A 15,550-nucleotide genomic window follows, 5' to 3' on the forward strand; every position below is an offset into this window, starting at 1 on the left:
GGTAGTGCCGGCCGCTGGCCGGCAAATCCATGAACGTCGGAAGCACCGCGAAGTTGCCGGCCAGCGGCCGGCACTACCGGGTTCGCGTTACTGGCGGCGTACCGACTGCACGACCGACAGGCGGCGCAGGCGGCGCATCACTTCGGCCAGATGGTTGCGGTCGCGCACCTGGATGTTGAACGCCAGCACGGCGGCGTTGAAGTCGCGGTCCAGATAGTCCACGCGCTCGATGTTGGAGTGACTCTGCGCGATGGCCGCGGCCAGCTGCGCCAGCACGCCGGTGCCGTTCTCCACTTCCACCACCAGCGAGGTGTCGTAGTCGCCGGAGACGGTGGTGTCCCAGCCGATCGGCACCCAGCGCTCGGGCGACTTGCGCAGCTCGGCCAGGTTCGGGCAGTCCATGCGGTGCACCACGATGCCCTTGCCGGCGGTGTGGTAGCCCATGATCTCGTCGCCGGGAATCGGCTGGCAGCAACCGGCGAAGGTGACCACGCCGCGCTCGCTGCCGTTGATCAGGATCTTTTCCTGCGAGTGGTGGCGCGAATGCGGGCCGCCACGCAGTTCGGCGTAGGCCATCAGCGCCTGTGCAGCCTGCGTCGGCATCCAGTTGCCCAGTGCGACCTCGGCCAGCAGCGCCTCCAGGCGCGGGAAGCGGTGCTCGGCGAGGAACGCATCCAGGCGCCCCTTCGGCAGCCGCTCCAACGAGGAATCCATCGCCTCCAGCGCACGGTCGAGCATGCGGTGGCCGAGCTGCACGGCGTCTTCATGCTCCAGCTGCTTGAGCTGGTGGCGGATGGCGGTGCGCGCCTTGCTGGTAACCACGAATTCCAGCCACTGCGGTTTCGGCGTGGCCGAGCGTGCGGTGATGATCTCCACCGACTGGCCCGACACCAGCTTGGTGCGCAACGGCACCAGCTTCTTGTCCACGCGCGAGGCCACGGCCATGTTGCCGACGTCGGTATGCACGGCGTAGGCGAAGTCCAGCGCGGTGGAATTGCGCGGCAGGGCCAGGATCTTGCCCTTCGGGGTGAACAGGTAGACCTCGTCCGGGAACAGGTCGACCTTGACGTTGTCGAGGAACTCCAGCGAGGAACCGGCGGCACGCTGCGAGTCGATCAGCTCAACGATCCAGGCGTGTGCGCGGCTCTGCGCGCTGTTCGGTGAATCGCCGCCGAACTTGTAGGTCCAGTGCGCGGCCACGCCACGTTCGGCGATCAGGTCCATCTCTTCGGTGCGGATCTGCACTTCGATGGGCGAACCATACGGCCCGAACAGCACCGTATGCAGCGACTGGTAACCGTTGGCCTTGGGAATGGCGATGAAATCGCGGAAACGCCCATCCAGCGGCTTGAACGTGGCATGCACCGAACCCAGCGCGTGGTAGCAGCTGGGCACGCTGCGCACCACCAGGCGGAAGCCGAACACGTCCATCACCTGGTCGAAGGTTTTGTTCTCGTCGCGCATCTTGTTGTAGATGCTCCACGGGGTCTTGATGCGGCTGACCAGGCGGTGCTCGATGCCTTCCTTCGCCAACCGCTGCGACAGCTGCACTTCCACCTGCGCCAGCGCTTCGCGGCGGACCACCGGCTGGCTGCGAATGTGCTTTTCCAGGATCGCGTGGCGCCACGGATACAGCGCCTTGAAGCCGAGGTTCTGCAGCTCGCTCTTGACCAGGCTCATGCCCAGGCGCTGGGCGATGGGCGCGTAGATCTCCAGCGTCTCGCGGGCGATGCGGCCGCGCGCTTCGCGGCTCTGCGCGCCCAGCGTGCGCATGTTGTGCAGACGGTCGGCCAGCTTGATCATGATCACGCGCAGGTCGCGCGACATCGCCAGCAGCATCTTGCGGAAGCTCTCGGCGGCCGCTTCCTGGCGGTCGCGGAACTTCAGCTTGTCCAGCTTGGTCACGCCGTCGACCAGTTCGGCCACGGCTTCGCCGAACTCGGCAGCCAGCGCTTCACGGGTCAGCGGGGTGTCTTCGATGGTGTCGTGCAGGATCGCGGCGATCAGCGCCTCCACGTCCAAGCCGAGCTCGGCCAGCACCTGGGCCACGGCCACCGGATGGGTGATATAGGGCTCGCCCGACTTGCGCGTCTGCCCGGCGTGTGCGGCGGCTCCGACTTCCCAGGCACGGCGCAACAGCGGCAGCTGTTCCGGCGGCAGGTAATGGGCGGCGCGTTCAAGCTGGAGGACGTAGTCGGGTACGGCGGCAGCGGGGGCTGCGGCGACCTTGGCAGTGGGGCCTGGGTTCATGCCCGAAGCCTATTCCAGCGCGACGTTTACGGCAAATCCTGAATGCGAAACAGCCCGCACGGGGCGGGCTGTTCGGCACATCCAACGATTACGTTGATCGATGCGATCAATCGTCGTTCTTGGACATGTCTTCGTCGGCGACCACTTCCGCGGCAGCCCACTCCAGCGCTTCGCGCTCGGCGCGCTCACGCTCGGCCTTCTCGACTTCGTCGATCAGCGCGTTGTCGATCTTGCGGGCGGCGATTTCGCGCAGCGCCAGCACGGTCGGCTTGTCCTCGGTCTCGCTGTTGTCCAGCGTGGCCTGCACGCCGTTGGCGAGCTGGCGGGCACGCTTGGAAGCCATCATGACCAGTTCGAAACGGTTGTTAACGACTTCCAGGCAATCTTCTACGGTGATGCGGGCCATACGGGCTCCCGGCGACCGGTCGGCCGCTCAGTCGAATGAGGGAAAGGGGACGGAGTGTACTGGCAGGGGCTGGACAAAATCAAGCCAACCCCTACCCGATTCTTTTGGAATCAGTCAGTTGCGCCCGGATCGGGGGTCAACAAGGCTTGGATCAGGCCTGCGTGGCGGACCTTCTGGGCCTCCCGGCGCAGGCGGCTGGCGGTGAAGATGGCGCACAGCTCGTCCACGGCGGTGTCGAACACCTCGTTGACGATGACGTAGTCGAACTCGTTGAAGTGCAGCATCTCGTCACGGGCCGCGCCCAGGCGCTGGGCGATGACCGCCTCGCTGTCCTGGCCGCGCTTGCGCATGCGGTCCTGCAGGGCCTGCTTGGACGGCGGCAGGATGAACACGGTGACCGTGCCCGGCACCAGCTGGCGTACCTGCTGCGCGCCCTGCCAGTCGATTTCCAGCAGCACGTCCTGGCCGGCGGCCAGCTGCGGCTCCACCGACTGGCGGGCGGTGCCCTTCCAGTCACCGTGCACCCAGGCATGCTCGAAGAAGTCGCCGGCGGCGATCATTTCCTCGAACTTCTCCGCAGAGACGAAATGGTAGTGCTGGCCATTCACCTCACCCGGGCGCATCGCGCGCGAGGTGAAGGAGATCGACAGGGCGATCTGCGGGTCACGCGCCAGGGTGGCATTGACGATGCTGCTCTTGCCGGCACCGGACGGGGCGGCAACGATGTACAGCGTGCCGCGCGCAACGGCGTCCGACGGCTTCGACGGGGCGCTCATGCGCGGAGTCCAACGGGTTGATTTCGCAAAATTTTTCCTCGGTGTTCCAGATCCGGCGCGGAGGATCGCGCCAGGACGGCGGGGGCTGCGCGGAACATCCTGGAACCAGGCCCGGCAGACGCTTCCCCGGGGGGCGGGCACGCAACTTTACCAGAGCGGCCGCGTTGCGCGCCCGTCCGGCAGGCGCCGGGCCTTGTGCCACATGGGCGTGCGGGGGCCTGTGCTATAACCGGGCCGTACCCAACGACAGCCCGGAGGCCTGCGCCTCCCCGCCATCCCAGGAGAACGGCATGCCATCGATGAGCCGCCGCCAGTTCCTGAAAGTGACCGGGACAACCCTGGTCGGCTCCAGCCTGGCATTGATGGGCTTCGCGCCCGGCATCGCGCTCGCGGAGGTCAGGCAGTACAAGCTGACCCGTGCGACCGAGACCCGCAACACCTGTACGTATTGTTCGGTGGCCTGCGGCATCCTGATGTACAGCCTCGGCGATGGCGCCAAGAACGCCGAGCCGAGCATCTTCCATATCGAGGGTGACCCGGACCATCCGGTCAACCGCGGCACGCTGTGCCCGAAGGGTGCCGGCCTGGCCGATATCATCCACAGCAAGTCGCGCCTGCTCTACCCCGAGTACCGCGCGCCGGGCTCGAACGAGTGGAAGCGGCTGAGCTGGGACGATGCGCTGGACCGCATCGCGCGGCTGATGAAGGAAGACCGCGATGCCAACTTCGTGCAGAAGAACGAGGCCGGGCAGACGGTCAACCGCTGGCTGACCACCGGCATGCTCGCCGCCTCGGCGACCAGCAATGAAACCGCGGTGCTGACCCACAAGGTCGTGCGCTCCCTTGGCATGCTGGCATTCGACAACCAGGCACGTGTCTGACACGGCCCGACGGTGGCAGGTCTTGCCCCGACGCTAGGCCGTGGTGCGATGACGAATCACTGGGTCGACATCAAGAATGCCGACCTGATCCTGATCATGGGTGGCAATGCCGCCGAGGCGCATCCGTGTGGGTTCAAATGGGTGACCGAGGCCAAGGCACACAACAAGGCCCGGCTGATCGTGGTCGATCCGCGCTTCAACCGCTCGGCCACAGTGGCCGACGTGTATGCGCCGATCCGTACCGGCACCGACATCGTGTTCCTGGGCGGTCTGATCAACTACCTGTTGACCGAGGACCGCATCCAGCACGAGTACGTGCTGAATTACACCGACATGTCGTTCCTGGTGAAGGATGAATTCGCCTTCAAGGACGGCCTGTATTCGGGCTACAACGAAGAGAAGCGCAGCTACGACCGCTCCAGCTGGGACTACGCCTACGGTGACGATGGCTTCGTGCGCAGCGACCCGACGCTGAAGGACCCGCGCTGCGTCTACAACCTGCTCAAGCAGCACTACGCGCGCTACACCGTGGAGATGGTCGAACGCATCTGCGGCACGCCGGCCGACAGCATCCGCCAGGTCTGGGAGATGATCGCGTCCACCGCCGGCAAGGACAAGGCGATGACCATCCTGTACGCGCTGGGCTGGACGCAGCATTCGATCGGTGCGCAGAACGTGCGTGCCGGCACCATGGTGCAGCTGCTGCTGGGCAACATCGGCGTGGCCGGCGGTGGCATGAACGCCTTGCGTGGGCATTCCAACATCCAGGGCCTGACCGACATCGGCCTGATGTCCGACCTGCTGCCCGGCTACCTGACGCTGCCGAAACAGGACGAGCAGGACTACGACGCCTACATCGCCAAGCGCACGCAGAAGCCGCTGCGCGCCAACCAGATGTCGTTCTGGCAGAACTACCCGAAGTTCCATGTCAGCCTGATGAAGTCGTGGTGGGGCGACGCCGCTACCGCCGACAACAACTGGTGCTTCGACCATCTGCCCAAGCTCGACAAGCCGTACGACATGCTGCAGGCGTACGAGCTGATGAACGAGGGCAAGATCCACGGCTACATCTGCCAGGGCTTCAACCCGCTGGCCTCGGCGCCGAACAAGGGCAAGCTGATCAGCGCGTTCTCCAAGCTGAAGTTCATGGTCAGCATGGACCCGCTGGAGACGGAGACCATTGCCTTCTGGCAGAACCACGGTGCGTTGAACGACGTCGACCCGAGCACGATCCAGACCGAAGTATTCCGCCTGCCGACCACTTCCTTCGCCGAGGAAAACGGCGCGGTGGTGAACTCCTCGCGCTGGCTGCAATGGCACTGGAAGGGGGCCAACCCGCCGGGCGAAGCGCGCAGCGACATCGAGATCATGTCCGAGCTGTTCCATCGCATCAAAGCGATGTACGAGAAGGACGGCGGTGCGTGGTGGGAGCCGGTGCGCGACCTGGCCTGGAAGTACTCCAACCCGGAACTGCCGACGCCGGAAGAACTGGCGATGGAATACAACGGCAAGGCACTGGCCGACGTGTTCGATCCGAAGGACCCGACCAAGCTGGTGCGCAAGGCCGGCGAGCAGCTGGCGGCGTTCGGCGACCTGCGCGACGACGGCAGCACGTCCTCCGGTTGCTGGATCTACATCGGCGCCTGGGGCCCGACCGGCAACATGATGGCGCGACGTGACAACAGCGACCCCACCGGCATCGGCAACACGCTGGGCTGGGCCTGGGCGTGGCCGGCCAATCGCCGGGTGATGTACAACCGCGCCTCGTGTGACGTGGCCGGCCAGCCGTTCGATCCGCGGCGCACGCTGCTGGCCTGGAACGGCAAGAACTGGGGCAGCGTGGACGTGCCGGACTTCAAGGCCGATGAAGATCCCGCTGGGGGCATGGGCCCGTTCATCATGAATCCGGAAGGCATCGCCCGCTTCTTCGCCAAGGCCGGCATGGCCGAGGGCCCGTTCCCGGAGCACTATGAACCGTTCGATACCCCGCTGCGCAGCAACCCGCTCAGCCCGGGCCAGGCACTGACGTTGAACAACCCGGCGGCGCGCGTGTTCGCCAGCGATCGCGCACAGATCGGTTCGCCGGACGAGTTCCCGCATGTAGCCACCACCTACCGCCTGACCGAGCATTTCCACTTCTGGACCAAGCACGGCAAGTTGAACGCCATCATCCAGCCCGAGCAGTTCGTCGAGATCGGCGCGGCGTTGGCCGATGAGCTGGGCATCAACAACGGCAGCCGCGTGCGGGTCAGTTCCAAGCGCGGGCACATCGAAGCGGTGGCGATGGTGACCAAGCGCATCAAGGCCCTGCAGATTGATGGCAGAACCGTGCACCAGGTGGGCGTGCCGATCCACTGGGGTTTCCTCGGTGCGGCCAAGCCCGGATACATCGCCAATACGCTGACCAACGCCATCGGTGACGGCAACTCGCAGACGCCCGAATCGAAGTGCATCCTGGTCAAGGTCGAGAAGGTGTAGGAGACACGCCATGTCACTGCAATCCCTGGACATCATCCGCCGCTCGGCCACCACCACGCCCTCGCCGGAGGCGCGTGGCGCGCACACCGGCCAGGTCGCCAAGCTGATCGATGTGAGCAAGTGCATCGGCTGCAAGGCCTGCCAGGTCGCCTGCATGGAGTGGAATGATCTGCGCGACGGGGTCGGCAGCTGCGTTGGCAGCTACGACAACCCGCCCGACCTGAGCGAACAGTCGTGGACGGTGATGAAGTTCCGCGAGTACGAGGACGAGAAGGGCAAGCTGGAGTGGCTGATCCGCAAGGAAGGCTGCATGCACTGCAGCGATCCGGGCTGCCTGAAGGCCTGCCCGTCGCCGGGCGCGATCATCCAGTACGCCAACGGCATCGTCGACTTCCAGGAAGAGAACTGCATCGGCTGCGGCTACTGCGTGACCGGTTGCCCGTTCGACGTGCCGCGCATCTCCAAGAAGGACCACAAGGCCTACAAGTGCACGCTGTGCTCGGACCGGGTGGCGGTGGGCCAGGAACCGGCCTGCGTGAAGACCTGCCCGACCGGCGCGATCACCTTCGGCAGCAAGCAGGCAATGACCGAGCATGCCGCCGGCCGCGTGGAAGACCTGAAATCGCGCGGCTACGAGAACGCCGGCCTGTACGACCCGCAGGGTGTGGGCGGCACCCATGTGATGTACGTGCTGCAGCACGTGGACAAGCCGGAACTGTATGCCGACCTGCCGAAGGACCCGCGCATCAGCCCGATGGTGGAGGTGTGGAAGGGCGTGGCCAAGCCGCTGGGCGTGCTGGCGATTGCCGCTACCGCCTTCGCCGGCTTCCTGCATTACATCGGCATCGGCCGCAACACGGTCAATGACGAGGAAGAAGAGGAAGCCGAGCACGAGGCGAAGAAGATCGAAGAGGAGCAGCGGCCATGAAGTACGCCCCGCACCCGCGGCAGATCATCCGCTACCGCGCGCCGACCCGCATCAATCACTGGATTGTGGCGATCTGCTTCGTGTTGACCGCGCTGTCCGGGCTGGCGTTGTTCCACCCTGCCCTGTTCCCGCTGACCCAGTTGTTTGGCGGTGGGCCATGGACGCGCATCCTGCACCCGTTCATCGGCCTGGCCATGGTGGTGGGCTTTGCGCTGCTGGCGTTCCGCATGTGGCGCGACAATCTGCCGACCGCCGACGATGGCAAGTGGATGCGCGGCATGCGCGATGTACTGCGCAACGAGGACGAGAAGCTGCCACCGGTGGGTCGCTTCAATGCCGGCCAGAAGCTGCTGTTCTGGGCGATCATCGGTTGCCTGTCGGCGCTGCTGCTGACCGGCTTCGTGATCTGGCGGCAGTACTTCAGCCACTTCTTCCCGATCGGGGTGATCCGCTTCGCGATGCTGGCCCATGCGCTGTTCGGCTGGGTGCTGGTGTGCGCGATCGTGGTGCACATCTATGCAGCGATCTGGATCAAGGGCTCGGTGCGGGCGATGACCCAGGGCAAGGTGACCTACGGGTGGGCGTACAAGCATCACCGGCAGTGGTTCCGGGACATCCTGCGCGGACGGCGGGAAGAGGGGTAGCGGCAGGGCCTGCGGCCCTGCACCCGCTGGATCAACGTCAACATCAACGTCAAGAGCGGGTTTCCTGAGGGATGGCGGGGTGGGTCCGGTCCCCCTCGACAGGTCCCCGGTGCTTTTGGTGGGTGTCGACCTTGGTCGACACGATGAACATGGCAATGATCGAAACCGGCTTTTGTAGAGTCGAGCGATGCTCGACTGCTTTGCCTCGACACGCTGGACGCCAGCGACGACAACGGCGAGGATGGAGCCTGGTTCTTCTGGCTGGCCCTGCATGGCGCAACGCATCCTTGAACCCGGTGAGATCGAGACGCTGGCCTCGCGCGATGTTCCGCGCATCATCCTGCCCGATGTCACGACCCTGTTTGCCGGACGTGCGGACCGCCTGCGCAGTCTGGCTGCACACAGTGCCATCGGTGGTTACCTGCAGCTGCTGGCGGCGTTGGCCGATGCGCAGCAGGCGCTGCTGGAGGATCTGACACCGCAGCAACGCGAGGAACTTCAGGCACAGGCGCGTGCACAGCAGTCGAGTGCGGCGGCCGGCGCCGGGATGCCGTTGCGGCCGGCCAACACACTTCAGCTGGATGGCTGTTGGCGCGGCTGGCTGCGCACGCTATGCCAGCACTGCGCTGAAGAAGCCGGCCTGCCGGCGGAAACCCGCCAGGAACTGCAGCGCGTTGCTGCTGCCGATGACGGGTGGCTGGATGCGCAGGCGCATGCGGTGCTGGAGCGTGATGACGCGCCGTCGGTGGATGCGGTGGCTGCGCTGCTGGTGATGAACGCGCTGCAGGTCTACTGGGCGGTGCTGGCGGACAGCTTCCGCCCCACCGAGCTGAAGCCGCTGGCCGATGCACCGGGGCTGTGCCCGCTGTGCGGCACCCTGCCGGTGGTCAGCGTGGTGCAGGCGCGGCCGCCCTATGCCTCCTACCGCTACCTGTCGTGCTCGCTGTGTGCCTGCCAGTGGCACTACGTACGCGTGCAGTGCAGCCAGTGTGGTGCCGCCGGCAAGGACATCGCCTATCGCGCCCTGGCCGATGTGGACGGCGACAGCGGCGAGGCGGTGCGCGAGAGCGCGGTCCGTGCCGAGACCTGCGACCACTGCCACAGCTACCGCAAGATCCTGTATCTGGAAAAAGACCCGTCGCTGGAGCCGGTGGCCGACGACCTCGGCACGCTGGCGCTGGACCTGCTGCTGGGCGAGGAAGGGTATGCGCGCGCCAGCCAGAATCCGCTGCTGTGGCAATCCGACGGCGAGTGAGGCGATGACAGCCACGCCCCCCACCCCGGCATCGGTTTCCGCCCTGCCCTCGCTGGACCGGTTGCTGCGTCTGCCTGCCTTGGCAGCACTGATCGAGGGCCACGGCCGCAGCCGTATCACCCAGCTGCTGCGTTCGCACCTGCAGGTGCTGCGCGACCGTATCAGCGCCGGCCAGCTCTCGGCCACGCAGCTGCAGGAAGCGGTTGACGGCCCGGCGCTGGTGGCAGCAGTCGAGGCCGCACTGGCCGCTGACGCACGGCAGGATCTGCAGCCGATGTTCAATCTGACCGGCACCGTGCTGCACACCAATCTCGGCCGCGCCTTGCTGCCGGATGCCGCCGTGCACGCGGTCACCCGCGCGATGACCGCGCCGGTGGATCTTGAATTCGACATCAGCCGCGGCCGTCGCGGCGACCGCGATGCAAGGGTGCAGGCATTGATCTGCGAACTGACCGGCGCTGAAGCCGCCACTGTGGTCAACAACAATGCGGCGGCGGTCCTGCTGCTGCTCAACAGCCTGGCCAACCGCCGCGACGTGGTGGTGTCACGCGGCGAGCTGGTGGAGATCGGTGGCGCCTTCCGCATTCCCGACGTGATGCGCAGTGCCGGTGCGCGGCTTCTGGAAGTCGGCACCACCAACCGTACCCATCCGGCTGACTTCGCCAATGCCATCGGCACGCGCACCGCGCTGCTGATGGAGGTGCACGCCAGCAACTACGCGATCACCGGCTTCACCGCCAAGGTCGACACCGCGGCGATGGCCGCGATCGCGCACGAGCATGGCCTGCCGCTGGTGGTGGACCTGGGCAGCGGCAGCCTGTGCGATCTGGCCACGTTCGGCCTCCCGCACGAAGCCACCGTGCAGGAAACGCTGGCGGCCGGCGCCGACCTGGTGTCGTTCAGCGGCGACAAGCTGCTGGGTGGTCCGCAGGCCGGCATCATCGCCGGCCGCGCCGACCTGATCGCGCGGATCAACCGCAACCCGCTGAAGCGGGCACTGCGCATGGACAAGATGGGCCTGGCCGCACTGGAAGCGGTGCTGGCCCTGTACCGCGAGCCGGAGCTGCTGGCACAGCGACTGCCGACCCTGCGCACCCTGTCACGCACGCAGGAGGACCTCGATGTGCAGGCCCAGCGCCTGCTGCAGCCGATGCGTTCCGTGCTCGCGGCCGACTACGATCTTGAACGGTCACCAATGCAGAGCCAGATCGGCAGCGGCGCCCAGCCACAGGCGCAGCTGGCCAGCGCCGGACTGCGCATTACCAGCGCGCGCCGTGGCGGACTGGATCGCCTGGCCAAGCGCTTGCGTCAGCTGCCGCGGCCCGTGCTGGGCCGCATTGCCGATGACGCGCTGTGGCTGGACCTGCGCTGCCTGGAACCGGCCGACGAAGCCGACTTCCTCGCCCAGTGGAGCACGCTGCAGGCATGATCGTCGGCACCGCCGGGCATATCGATCATGGCAAGACAAGTCTGGTGCGCGCACTGACCGGCATCGAAACCGATCGCCTGCAGGAAGAGCGAACGCGCGGTATATCGATCGAACTGGGCTACGCCTATGTCCCGGTGGAAAGCAGGGACGCCGAAGGCCCGGCTGCGACGCTGGGTTTCGTCGACGTGCCAGGCCATGAGCGCTTCGTGCACACGATGGTGGCCGGCGCCACGGGTATCGATGTCGCCCTGCTGGTGATCGCTGCCGACGACGGCGTGATGCCACAGACCCGCGAGCATCTGGCCATCCTGCAGCTGCTGGGCGTGGATCGTGGTGCGGTGGCCCTGACGAAGATCGACCGTGTGGATGCGGCGCGCCTCGCCCGGGTCGAGATCGAGATTGCCGCGCTGCTGGCCGCGACACCGCTGCAGGATTCCCCTCTGTTCGCCTGCAACAGCACCGCACCCGACGATGCCGGCATCAGCGCACTGCGTACCCAGCTGCACGCGTGGGCGGCGGACGATGCCAGCACACGCCAGGCCGAACTGCGCAGCGAACTGTTCCGCATGCCGGTGGACCGCGTGTTCTCGCTGCCCGGCCACGGCACGCTGGTGACCGGCGCGGTACATGGCGGCATCGCCGCGGTGGGTGAGCATCTGCAGCTGATGCCAGCCGCCACCGACGTGCGCGTGCGCAGCATCCATGCGCAGAACCAGGCCAGCGAGCACGCGATGGCTGGGCAACGCTGCGCGCTGAACCTGGCCGCCATCGCCCGCGACGACATCCGCCGTGGCGACTGGATTGCCGACGCGCGCGGACTGCTGGCCACTACCCGCGTTGATGTGCGACTGCGGCTGTCCGCGTTGGCCGCACCGTTGCGCGACTGGTCACCGCTGCACATCCACTGGGGCACGATGCACCGGCAGGCCCATGTAGTGCTGCTGGAAGACCACGACCAAGGCGATGGTCAGTTGGTGCAGCTGGTGTTCGATGCAGAGGTCTGCGCGATGTGTGGCGATCGCTTCATCGCCCGCGATTCCGCCGCGACCCACACGCTGGGCGGTGGCGTCGTGCTCGATCCGGATCCTCCGCAGCGGCGTCGGCGCAGTCCTGCGCGGCTGGCCTGGCTGGGGGCACTGGAGCAGCTGGCGGCCGGTGCCGGAGTTGTCCCGCTGCTGCAGCAGGCACCTGCCGGCATTCCCCTCACCGCATTGCAACGCTATTGCCGACGCGCCGCCGACCGCATCGACCTGCCCGAGGACGCGCGACGCATCGCGACCCGCGATGATACAGTGATCATCCTCGCACCGCACTGGCAGGCACTGCGCGAGCAGGTGATCACCTCGCTGCGCGGCTGGCACGAGCGACGCCCGGACGAACCCGGTGTCGACAGCGGGCGCCTGCAGCGCAGTACCCTGCCCTCGCTTGCAGCGAGCCTCTGGAATGCGCTGCTGCAGGACCTGCTGGCCGATGGCACGGTGCAGCGCGTGGGCGCATGGTGGCGCCTGCCCGGCCATGACCATGCGCCTCCGGAACGCGAACGCCTTCTGCTGGAACGCGTGCTGCCGCAACTGCATGCCGGTGGCTTCAATCCACCGTGGGTGCGCACCCTGGCCGCCGACGCCGGACTGGCCGAAGACGAGGTCCGCGCCGTCCTGCGCCGCGCCGCGGCACGTGGTGAAATGTTCCAGGTGATACCGGACTTGTTCTATTCACCCGCGCGCATTGGGGAACTCGCTGCTATCGTCGCGCAGCTGTCACAGGCCAGCGGCACGGTGGATGCGGCGGCCTTCCGCGATGCCATCGGTCTGGGCCGCAAACGCAGCATCCAGATCTTGGAGTTCTTCAATCGCGTTGGCTACACTCGACGCGTCGGTGACCAGCATCGGCCGCGCGGCGACCTGCAGTGGAACGCAGCCCGCGACTGAGCCCACCGGTACCGCCATACTTTCGGAAGGCATGCGCATCCGGGCATGCGGCTGGGCTTCAAACCCAGTAGGGGGCGTCGATCGTTCCCTGGTAGGTTCGACTCCTGCTGCCTTCCGCCATTCGTGTTTCCGCAGGAGATGTCGGCATGGCCACGCACGCGCAGTCCCCCGCCCCCTCAACGGCCGATGCCCCGCAACGACTGACGTCTCTCGCGCATGGCGGTGGCTGCGGCTGCAAGATCGCGCCGGGTGTGCTGACCGAACTGCTGCGCGGGGTTCCGGCACTTCCCGCACCGGTCGAACTGCTGGTCGGCCGCGAGACCAGCGACGACGCCGCGGTGTATCGCCTCGATGACCGGCAGGCGATCGTCGCCACCACCGACTTCTTCATGCCGATTGTCGACGACCCGTTCGACTTCGGTCGCATCGCTGCCACCAATGCGCTGTCGGACCTGTATGCGATGGGCGCGCGGCCACTGTTCGCGCTGGCCATCGTCGGCATGCCGATCAACAACCTGCCGCAGGACACCATCCGCGGCATCCTGCAGGGCGGCGAACGTGCCTGCGCTGATGCCGGCATCGTGGTCGCTGGTGGCCACAGCATCGATTCGGTGGAACCCATCTACGGCCTGGCCGCGATCGGTGTGCTCGACCCGCAACGGCTCAAGCGCAATGCCGATGCCCGCGCCGGTGACGTGCTGGTGCTGGGCAAGCCGTTGGGCGTGGGCGTGTATTCGTCGGCGCTGAAGAAAGAAGTGCTGGATGCCGAGGGCTACCGGCAGATGGTCGAGTCGACCACCCGCCTGAACAGCGTGGGCCTGCCCCTTGCCGCGCTGGACGGCGTGCATGCCATGACCGACGTCACCGGCTTCGGCCTGCTCGGCCACCTGCTGGAAGTGTGCCGCGCCAGTGGTGTCGCTGCCGAGGTGGACAGTGCACAGGTGCCGCTGCTGCCGCAGGCGCTGGAGCTGCTGCAGCGTGGCTGCGTGACCGGCGCCTCCAACCGTAACTGGGCCTCGTATGGCACCGAGGTGCGCTTCGCCGATGGGTTGCCGGCACACTGGCAGCCACTGCTGACCGATCCGCAGACCAGCGGCGGACTACTGGTGTCGTGCGCTCCGGAGGCGGTGGATGCAGTGCTGGCCTGCTTCAACGATGCGGGGTTCGGCCAGGCGGCCGTGCTGGGGCGCTTGAGCGAGGGAGCGGCGGGCGTCAGGGTGGTTTGAGATGTTCTTGCCTCGGGCGCGCATCCCCCGTCGTTGAGATCCGCAGCCATGGCGGCGGCACCACTTCATCGGTTTGCTCGGATAACGTGCCACTGGGAGCAACCTCAGCACTATTAAAGCATGCTTTAATAGCGGCCGGGATTCTTAAAGATCCCTTTAACAACGCCTCGCCAGGAGCGCAAATGCCCAGGACCACCGGCACTTACACCACCACCGATTCGGGCGGCGAGCTTGTCAAGGCCTTCGTGCCCCATCCATTGCCGCCCACGATGCCGCCCCTTGATCCTGCTTGCTACATGGCCAATGCGGCAGCCGAGGCGGCGCTGGGACGGCTCTCCGCCATGTCAGGTTTGGTCGCTTCTGCTGAATGGCTGATCTACAGCTCCATCCGCAAGGAGGCCTTGTTGACCTCCCAGATGGAGGGCACTCAGGCGACACTGACGGATCTGCTGGATCAAGAATCCGGAATCGACGTGGCCAGTACCACAGACGTCAGCGACGTGACGAATTACCTGCAAGCGTTCGCGTATGTGCGAGACCAGCTGAAACACGATTGGGGCCTGCCGATCTCAACGCGCCTGCTGTGCGAAGCACATAGCATCCTTTTGAACAGTGCGCGCGGCGAGCAGAAGTTACCTGGTGAAGTGCGCCGCTCCCAGAACTGGATCGCAGGTACCCGGCCAGGCAATGCTCTTTACGTCCCCCCTCCTCACATGGAAGTCGGACGGTTGCTGGGTGAGATGGAGCGCTATATCCACGAGCCTACGACAGACCTTCCTCCTCTGGTCCGCATTGCCTTGATCCATGCACAGTTCGAAACGATCCACCCGTTCCTTGATGGCAATGGGCGCATAGGCCGCTTGCTGATTGCAGCATTGCTGGAAGACTGGAAGCTGCTGCCGGAGCCACTGCTCTATGTCTCTGGCGAACTCAAGAAACATCAAGACGAGTACTACCGGCTCCTGTCGGCCATCCGCGCCGATGGCGACTGGGAGAGTTGGATCCGCTTCTTCCTCGACTGCACGACCGAAGCCGCCGAGAACGCCCAAAGAAACATCATCGACATCGCCTCACTCATCGCAGCCGACCGGAGAAAGGTCATGGCTGCGAAAGACGGCACGGTGCAGGCGATCCGCTTGTTCGAAATGCTGCCTACGATGCCGCGCTTCACCATTACATTTGCAGCTGAAAGGCTGGGGGTGACATTTCCCACCGCCAGCGCGGCTGTCAAAGTCCTGCAAAGCGTTGACGTCCTTGTCGGTACCGGGAATCAGAAACGGAACCAGCAGTTCAGCTACAAGCAATACACCGAACTGCTGCAGCGCTAGGGAGGTAGGCGCAGCCCGCGC

Annotated in this window: 11 protein-coding genes and 1 tRNA gene; 9 read left to right on the forward strand and 3 right to left on the reverse strand. The window is 66.0% G+C overall.

The window, feature by feature from the left end; all coding sequences use genetic code 11:
- Positions 1-87: 87 nt before the first annotated feature.
- From ACSYS9_RS19790 to gmk, 3 genes are all read right to left on the reverse strand, one after another.
- Positions 88-2,250, reverse strand: coding sequence for a RelA/SpoT family protein (locus tag ACSYS9_RS19790; RefSeq protein WP_019661980.1), 2,163 nt, complete (start codon positions 2,248-2,250; stop codon positions 88-90).
- A 106-nt stretch (positions 2,251-2,356) separates the two neighbouring features.
- A complete protein-coding gene (gene rpoZ / locus ACSYS9_RS19795) occupies positions 2,357-2,656 on the reverse strand; it encodes a DNA-directed RNA polymerase subunit omega (protein ID WP_005410877.1) in 300 nt (99 codons plus the stop codon).
- Between the two features lie 110 nt (positions 2,657-2,766).
- On the reverse strand, positions 2,767-3,432 hold the full coding sequence (gmk, locus tag ACSYS9_RS19800; protein ID WP_014038334.1) for a guanylate kinase: 666 nt from the start codon (positions 3,430-3,432) through the stop codon (positions 2,767-2,769).
- 290 nt (positions 3,433-3,722) lie between these two features.
- Between gmk and fdnG the strand changes: the two genes are divergently transcribed.
- The 9 genes from fdnG (at position 3,723) to ACSYS9_RS19845 (ending at position 15,529) form a co-directional block, all read left to right on the forward strand.
- Complete coding sequence (fdnG, locus tag ACSYS9_RS19805; RefSeq protein ID WP_143048189.1) at positions 3,723-6,791, forward strand: formate dehydrogenase-N subunit alpha; 3,069 nt, start codon at positions 3,723-3,725, stop codon at positions 6,789-6,791.
- A gap of 10 nt (positions 6,792-6,801) precedes the next feature.
- The gene (fdxH, locus tag ACSYS9_RS19810) at positions 6,802-7,719 is read left to right on the forward strand and encodes a formate dehydrogenase subunit beta (protein ID WP_071228194.1); all 918 of its coding nucleotides are present in this window, start codon (positions 6,802-6,804) and stop codon (positions 7,717-7,719) included.
- On the forward strand, positions 7,716-8,363 hold the full coding sequence (locus tag ACSYS9_RS19815) for a formate dehydrogenase subunit gamma (RefSeq protein WP_071228193.1): 648 nt from the start codon (positions 7,716-7,718) through the stop codon (positions 8,361-8,363). The genes fdxH and ACSYS9_RS19815 overlap by 4 nt, the downstream gene beginning before the upstream one ends.
- 271 nt (positions 8,364-8,634) lie before the next feature.
- On the forward strand, positions 8,635-9,618 hold the full coding sequence (fdhE, locus tag ACSYS9_RS19820; protein ID WP_071228192.1) for a formate dehydrogenase accessory protein FdhE: 984 nt from the start codon (positions 8,635-8,637) through the stop codon (positions 9,616-9,618).
- Between the two features lie 4 nt (positions 9,619-9,622).
- Positions 9,623-11,047 (forward strand): L-seryl-tRNA(Sec) selenium transferase, encoded by a 1,425-nt coding sequence (gene selA, locus ACSYS9_RS19825; protein ID WP_071228191.1) that lies wholly within the window; start codon positions 9,623-9,625, stop codon positions 11,045-11,047.
- A complete protein-coding gene (selB, locus tag ACSYS9_RS19830; protein WP_071228200.1) occupies positions 11,044-12,975 on the forward strand; it encodes a selenocysteine-specific translation elongation factor in 1,932 nt (643 codons plus the stop codon). Before selA ends, selB begins: the two co-directional genes overlap by 4 nt.
- A 24-nt stretch (positions 12,976-12,999) precedes the next feature.
- A tRNA-Sec gene (locus ACSYS9_RS19835) sits at positions 13,000-13,095 on the forward strand.
- Between the two features lie 26 nt (positions 13,096-13,121).
- Entirely contained in the window at positions 13,122-14,201 is a 1,080-nt protein-coding gene (gene selD / locus ACSYS9_RS19840) for a selenide, water dikinase SelD (protein ID WP_071228190.1), read from the forward strand.
- Positions 14,202-14,383: 182 nt separating this feature from the next.
- Positions 14,384-15,529 carry a Fic family protein gene (locus ACSYS9_RS19845; protein WP_071228189.1) on the forward strand — a complete coding sequence of 382 codons (1,146 nt, stop codon included), beginning with the start codon at positions 14,384-14,386 and terminating at the stop codon, positions 15,527-15,529.
- Positions 15,530-15,550 lie beyond the last annotated feature (21 nt).

Origin of the sequence: Stenotrophomonas sp. STK17_22, assembly GCF_051983905.1 — a bacterium.
In the GTDB taxonomy this organism is placed as follows: Bacteria; Pseudomonadota; Gammaproteobacteria; order Xanthomonadales; family Xanthomonadaceae; genus Stenotrophomonas; species Stenotrophomonas maltophilia_A.